5 protein-coding genes and 1 pseudogene are annotated in these 6,499 nt (G+C 71.9%); 2 read left to right on the forward strand and 4 right to left on the reverse strand.

Annotated features, from left to right (window positions below):
* Window positions 1–5: 5 nt before the first annotated feature.
* Entirely contained in the window at window positions 6–2,756 is a 2,751-nt protein-coding gene (locus EV699_RS17925; RefSeq protein ID WP_132545375.1) for an ABC transporter transmembrane domain-containing protein, read from the reverse strand.
* A 17-nt stretch (window positions 2,757–2,773) separates the two neighbouring features.
* Window positions 2,774–3,382 (reverse strand): hypothetical protein, encoded by a 609-nt coding sequence (locus EV699_RS17930; protein ID WP_132545377.1) that lies wholly within the window; start codon window positions 3,380–3,382, stop codon window positions 2,774–2,776.
* Between the two features lie 59 nt (window positions 3,383–3,441).
* Between EV699_RS17930 and EV699_RS17935 the strand changes: the two genes are divergently transcribed.
* Complete coding sequence (locus EV699_RS17935) at window positions 3,442–4,125, forward strand: class I SAM-dependent methyltransferase (RefSeq protein WP_132545379.1); 684 nt, start codon at window positions 3,442–3,444, stop codon at window positions 4,123–4,125.
* A gap of 27 nt (window positions 4,126–4,152) precedes the next feature.
* Here EV699_RS17935 and EV699_RS17940 read toward each other — a convergent pair whose 3' ends face one another.
* Both EV699_RS17940 and EV699_RS17945 read right to left on the reverse strand, forming a co-directional pair.
* Window positions 4,153–5,292 (reverse strand): MFS transporter, encoded by a 1,140-nt coding sequence (locus tag EV699_RS17940; protein ID WP_132545381.1) that lies wholly within the window; start codon window positions 5,290–5,292, stop codon window positions 4,153–4,155.
* A gap of 41 nt (window positions 5,293–5,333) precedes the next feature.
* The gene (locus tag EV699_RS17945) at window positions 5,334–6,110 is read right to left on the reverse strand and encodes a DeoR/GlpR family DNA-binding transcription regulator (protein ID WP_132545383.1); all 777 of its coding nucleotides are present in this window, start codon (window positions 6,108–6,110) and stop codon (window positions 5,334–5,336) included.
* Between the two features lie 60 nt (window positions 6,111–6,170).
* Here EV699_RS17945 and EV699_RS17950 point away from each other — a divergent pair.
* Window positions 6,171–6,338: pseudogene (locus tag EV699_RS17950) on the forward strand (D-aminoacyl-tRNA deacylase); the annotation flags it as partial.
* Window positions 6,339–6,499 lie beyond the last annotated feature (161 nt).

Genomic DNA, 6,499 nt, shown 5'->3' on the forward strand with positions numbered 1-6,499 from the left:
GGTTCTCAGGCCGCCAGCCGGGCGAACGTGCCCTGCGCCTGCAGCAGTTCGGCCGGGGCCCCCTGTTCGACCACGGTGCCGGCCTCGAACACCACCACGCGGTCGAACAGGGTGCCGAGCTGGGCGCTGCCGACCACCCAGATCACCGCGAACGGGTGACCGTCGGCGCCGGCCGCCTGCTGCAGCACGCGCTCGACGATCGCCTTCTGCTCGTTCACGTCGAGCGCCGACAGCGGGCGGTTGAAGATCGCGAAGTCCGGGCGCTTGAGCAGCGCGCGGGCGACGCCGAGCTTCTGGCGCTGCACCGCCGACAGGCGCTTGCCGCCGGTGCCGACGTCGAAGTCGAGCCCGAGATCGAAGACCGCGTCCTCGACGCCGAATTCCTCCAGCAGCGTGCGGATCATCTCCTGCGCCTTGGCGGTGGCGTCGGGCACGCTGTGGCTGACGCGCCCGAGCAGGATGTTGTCCTGCAGCGACGCGGCCACGTTGTAGCGGTCGGGTTCGTAGAAGGCGATGTTGTCGCGGTACTCGGCCGGCAGGCCGCGGCGCAGGCGCTCGCGGGCGGCGACGATGCGCTCCATGATCGGCTCGTCGAGCAGGCCGAGGCGGTGGCGCGGCTCGATGTAGGCGAAGGTCAGGCGGATCAGCAGGCGGCGGTCGGCCTCGGTGGCGGCGGCGTAGGCCTGCCCCTGCACGCGCGCGAGCAGCGCCTGGAACTCGGGGATCTCCTCGGCGCCCATGAAGCTCAGGCGGGCGAAGAACGGGTGCTCGGGCGGCAGGTCCTTGAACAGCTCGATCGAGGTCGCGGCGATCGCGCGGCCCATCTCGAACAGCGCCGCGTCGAGGCCGTCGGCGGCGAGCACCGCGCGCAGGTAGGGGTTGGAACTCAGCGTGTCGAGGTTGAACTCGCGGTCGCCGACCGGCTCGCCGAACAGCAGGTTCTCGGCGAGCGTGGCCTGGCGGCAGTAGCGCTCGGGGTCGAACATCTCGACCAGGCCGGCGCGCCCCGAGGCCTCCAGCCGGCGGTGGAACTCGCGGCGCAGTTCGAGCACGCGCTCGGCCAGCTCCGGGGCGCGCCGCGGGTCGAGCACGCCGCGCAGGCCGAGCTTGAGCAGGTCGTCGAGCAGGTCGACCACGCCGAGCACCTGGCGGATGCGGCCGAGCAACTGCCCGGGGCCGTCGATCCCGGCGGCGGCGTAGTCGATCCAGTCGGCCTGCAGGTCGAGCGGCGAGTTGCCGGTGCGCAGCGACTCGGCGCGCATGCGCTCGCGGGCCTCCACGGCCTCGGCGGAGGTGTCCTGCGCCGGGCGCAGCGGCGCGTGCTTGAGCACGTACAGCAGCGCGGCGCGCAGGCTGCCCTGGCGCAGGAAGGCATCGGGGCCGGCGTAGGCGAAGCGCTGCCCGGTCACCCCCTCGGGGAACTCGTCGAGCGGGGTGTCGCCGAGCGAGACGCGCCCGCCGCCCGGGCGCTGCAGGCGCACCAGCACCTCGGCGAGGACCTCGCCGCCGCTGTTCGCGCTGCCGACGAGGGCGACCCGCTCGCCGGGGTAGAAGTCGAGCGTGACGCGCTCCAGCAGGTGGGTGCCGGCGTCGTCGCTGACCGAGAGCTGGCTGACGCGCAGCGGCACGGCGAGCGGTGCCGCCGGCTCCGGCAGCGGTGCCTGCTGTTCCGGCGCCAGCATGTCGTCGACGCTGAACTGCTCGATCACCTGGGTGAACTTGACCTCGACGTCGAGCCGCTGCTGGTCCCAGTCGATCAGCTCCTTGATCGGCCCGGGCAGGTCCTTGTAGGCCGAGATCACCGCCACCAGCTGGCCGATGTCGAGCCGCCCCTGCAGCGCGAAATAGCCGCCCACCGCGTAGAACAGGAACGGCGTGAGCTGGGCGAGGAAGTTGTTGAGGAACTTCACCGCGAACTTGCGCTGGTAGATCTCGTAGCGGATGTCGAAGATGCGCCCGAGGCGCGCGCTGACGTCGGCGCGCTCGTAGTTCGAGGTGTCGTTGACATGCACCGCGGCGATGCCGTCGACGATCTCGCCGATGCGCCCGGCGAGCTCGCGGGCGGTGAGCTGGCGCTGCTTGCCGAGCACGATCAGGCGCCGGCGCAGCCGCGGGATGATGAACACCTGCAGCACGACGATGCCGGCGGCGATCAGCCCGAGCCACATGTTCTGCGCCAGGATGAACACCATCGCCGTCAGTGCCTGGCCGCAGAGGAAGGCCGGCGCGACGAAGGCATCGCCGATGAAGCCGCCCATCGGCTCGACCTCGTCCTTCACCATGCTGGCGATCTCGGAGGACTTCACGCGCTTGAAGTGCGCATGCGGAAAGCGCAGCACGCGGTCGATCAGCTCGAAGCGCATGCGCCGCAGCATGCGTTCGCCGAGCTGGCCCTTGTAGGTGTTGATGTAGAACTTGAACAGGCCGTTGATGACCACCAGCAGCAGGAACACCCCGCTCAGCGCGAACAGCGTGCCGAAGCGGTCGAGCATGAAGCCGTCGAACACGGTGACGTGGCCGCCGCCGAGCCAGTCCGGCAGGTCGAAGGCGATGCGCAGGAAGTGCTCGGTGGCGCCCGGCTGCTCGAAGCCGCGGCCCTGGATCGGGCCGTTGACGATCTGCTTCGGCAGGTCGAACGACATGAAGTAGGTCGGCAGCGAGGCGACCACGATCAGCAGCACCCAGATCTGCTGCGGGCGGGTGTGGTCCCAGATGTAGCGCAGCAGGGTCGGCGGGGACGAGGCCGGTGCGGACATGGCGATGAGGCTCCGGGTCAGCGCGCCGCCTGCGGCGCGCCGGGGTACGGGCGGGAGGGTTCGAGTACCAGCAGGCGCCGGCAGGCATAGGGTGAGCCGCGGATGCAGTCGTCGTCGAGCACCAGGTCGAGGCTCGCCTGCACGCGCAGGGTATCGCGCGCCACAATGTGCGGCACCAGCGCGCCGGCGCGTTCGAGCGCCGGCGCGTAGTCGATGACCACCACGCGCGCACCGTCGAGCAGCGCGAGCAGCGTGGCATCGAGCGCCGTGCGTGAACCAAGCGGCTTCAGCGAGAATCCCAGCATCACCAGGCCGTAGCTGCCCGGCGCGTAATCGTAGTCGAGGGACTGGAACTTGCAGGCCAAGTGGCGTACCTGGCAGGGCCGGCCGCGCAGGGTGTCGGCGGTGAACGGCACGGCGCGCGGGTCCACCATCAGCACCGAGCGTGGCGCGTGGACGAGGTAGTCGGTGAGCGGATGCGGATGGCCGCCGATCTCCACCACGTGTTCGCAGTCCCGTACCAGGTGCGCGGCGAGCACCTGGCGCAACGCCGCCGCCGGCCCGCCCAGGTGCGGGACGTCGGAGTCGAGCTGCCGCGCCGGAGGCGCGGCCGGGGAGGTATCCATCGTTGCGTCCAGTCCATCCGAACCGCCCTGCGATGCAGGCAAGCCTAACAGAGGCTCCGATGACCAACACCCCAAGCCTTGCCGGCGCCGCCGTCCTGCCCGATGACTACGTGTACGACCTGCTGCGCGGCATCGCCGCCTACACCGCCAGCCCGCTCATCGCCGATCTCGCCGAGACCGCCACCGCGCACCCCGCGGCGGCGCTCGACAACGCCTTCAACCACAAGCAGGTGGCGTGCAAGGCGTGGCTGCGCGACGCGCTGCACCTGACGCTCGGGCCGGCACACCCGCGGGTGTGGGTGCTCGGCGGCTGGTACGGCGTGATGGCGGCGATGCTGCTCGACGACCCGCGCTTCGACCTCGGCGAGATCGTCAGCGTCGACCTCGACCCCGCGTGCGCGCCGATCGCCCGGCAGCTGAATCACCGCGCTGCCGCCGCCGGGCGCTTCCGCACCCGCTGCGCCGACATGTACGCGCTCGACTACAGCGGTGCCGACGCCCCCACGCTGGTGATCAACACCAGTTGCGAGCACCTGCCCGACCCGCGCGCCTGGCTCGCGCGCCTGCCCCGCGGGCTGCCGGTGGCGCTGCAGTCGAACGACTACTTCACCGAGCCCGGCCACGTCAGCGCAGTGCCGGACCTCGATGCCTTCATCGCCCAGGCCGGCCTCGGCGAAGTGCTCTACGCCGGCGCGCTGCGGCTGAAGAAGTACACCCGCTTCATGCTGATCGGCCGGCGCTGAGGGCGCGCGCGCTCCGGCACGTCCCGCTCAGTCGCGCTCCGCGGTCACCCGGCGGGCGCCGAGCGGCACCAGGCAGAGCAGCGCGGCGAGCATCCAGAACGCCGTGTCGAGTCCGACGCCCCTGGCGACGAAGCCGACGCCGGCGGGGCCGACGAGGATGCCCGCGTAGCCGGTCGTGGTGATCGCCGCCACCGCCAGCCCGACCGGCATCGCCCGCTGCGTGCCCGCGCGGCGGAACAGCACCGGCACGAGGTTCGACGCGCCCAGCCCGATCAGCAGGAAGCCCGCCATCGCGACCGCGGCGAGCGGCGCGCTCAGCAGGAGCGCGAACCCGGCGATCGCCAGCACCCCGCCCCACACCAGCGTGGCCCGGTCGCCGATCCGTGCCGTGACGGCATCGCCGCCGAAGCGCCCGGCCGTCATCGCGATGGAGAACAGCATGTAGCCCAGGCCGCCCTGCGCCGCGGCGACCAGCCCCGCGTCGGTGATCAGCAGCGCGCTCCAGTCGAGGATCGCGCCTTCGGCGAGGAAGGTGACCGCCGCCAGCCCGGCGAGCATCAGCACGACGCCCCGCGGCATCACGAACAGCGGCCCCTCTTCGGCCCGGGTGGCGCGCAGCAGCCGCGGCCAGGCGACGAGCATCGCGACCAGCATCAGGGCCGCGCAGAGCAGCGTGGCCGCGAGCGGGCCCAGGTGCATCGACAGCAGGAAGGTCATCAGCGTGGCGCCGGCGAAGCCGCCGACGCTGAAGAGCGCGTGGAAGCCGGACATCAGCGGGCGGCTGGCCGCGCGCTCGACCTCGACCGCATGCACGTTCATGGCGACGTCGAGGGAGCCCAGCGCGGCGCCGAAGGCGAGCAGCGCCAGGCCCAGCGCCAGCGGCGTGTCGGCGATCGCCAGCAGCGGCAGGATGAGCGCGAGGCCGAGGCCGCCCGCGACGATGATCGGCCTGCTGCCGTAGCGCGCGCTCAGCAGGCCGGTCAGCAGCATGGCCGTGACCGAACCCACGCCGATGCACAGCAGCAGCATCCCGAGGATGCCGTCGTCGACCGCCAGCCGTTGCCTGGCGAACGGCACCAGCGGCGCCCAGCAGGCGATGCCGAACCCCGCCACCAGAAAGGCAAGACGTGTCGCCAGCCGGGTGGCCGGCCGATCAGCGGAAGTCATGGCGAAAACTCCAGAGAAGGAAAGGGGCGGCGAGCGCGCGCTCAGCCGGGGGGCTCGGCGCTGAGGATCGAGACGCCGGTCTGTGCCAGCGCCTCCAGTGTGTCGGGAGGCACGTCGTGCTCGACGACGAGCCAGCCGATGTCGCCGAGCGCCGCGACGCGGTGCGGGGCGCGGGCGTCGAGCTTGTCGGTCGTCGCCAGCACCAGGCTGTGCCGGCTGGCGGCCAGCAGCGCGCGCTTGAAGATCGCGTCGGCGGCATCGAAGGCGCCGACGCCCGTCGTCGGGGATACCGAACAGGCACCGATGAAGCAGCGGTCGAGGTTCATCTGCGCGAGGCCCAGCACGGCGGCGGCGTCGACGCAGCCGCCGACCAGGGGGTTCACCGCCCCGCCGATCAGGATGAGCTGCAGGTCCTGGCGCCTGAGCACCGCCGCGGCGATGTCGATCGAGTTGGTGGCGATCGTCAGCTCGTAGTCATCCGGCAGGAAGCCGGTGAGCGCCAGGTTGGTGCTGCCGTTGTCGAGGAAGAGGAACTCGCGCGGCCGGATCAGCGTCGCCGCCTTGCGGGCCAGCGCCTCCTTGCGCTCGCGCCCGTGGTCGATGCGCGCCGCCATCGGCGCCGTGGCCGGCGAGACCGGCAGCGCGCCGCCGTAGACGCGGCGGCAGCGCCCTTCCGCCGCGAGCGCGCGCAGGTCGCGGCGGATCGCGTCTTCCGAGACATCGAATTCGACGGCGAGCGCGGCGGCCACGACCGACTGGCCCAGGGCCAGTCGGTGGGCGATCACGTCACGTCGGGCGAGCGGGGGTTCGTCTACCATGCGGCCACGTTAACATGCACAAACAAGAGTTACAACGTGCATGATCATGCATCATGGTGGGCACCGGCCGAGGGTGAGCGTCTGTTCGCGCATCTGGTCGCCCTGGCCCGCGCGGCGCACGCGCCGGTGTCGACCGGCGTGTTCGGCGCGCAGATGCAGGTGAGCCTGGTCAACGACGGCCCGGTGACGTTCTGGCTGCAGGTGCCGCCGGGCCGCGCGTCGGATTGAGCGGGGCCGAGCGGAAAAGGAAGAGGCGGCCCGCGTGGGGGCCGCCTCGGGGGGGGGGGGCGTGACGCCGTCGCCCGCGCGGGGAGTGCCGGCTAGAGCGTCTTGACGTGGCTGATCAGCTCGGCGACGACCTTCTGGGCGTCGCCGTAGACCAGGCGGGT

This window comes from Plasticicumulans lactativorans (genome assembly GCF_004341245.1).
Taxonomy (GTDB): domain Bacteria; phylum Pseudomonadota; class Gammaproteobacteria; order Competibacterales; family Competibacteraceae; genus Plasticicumulans_A; species Plasticicumulans_A lactativorans.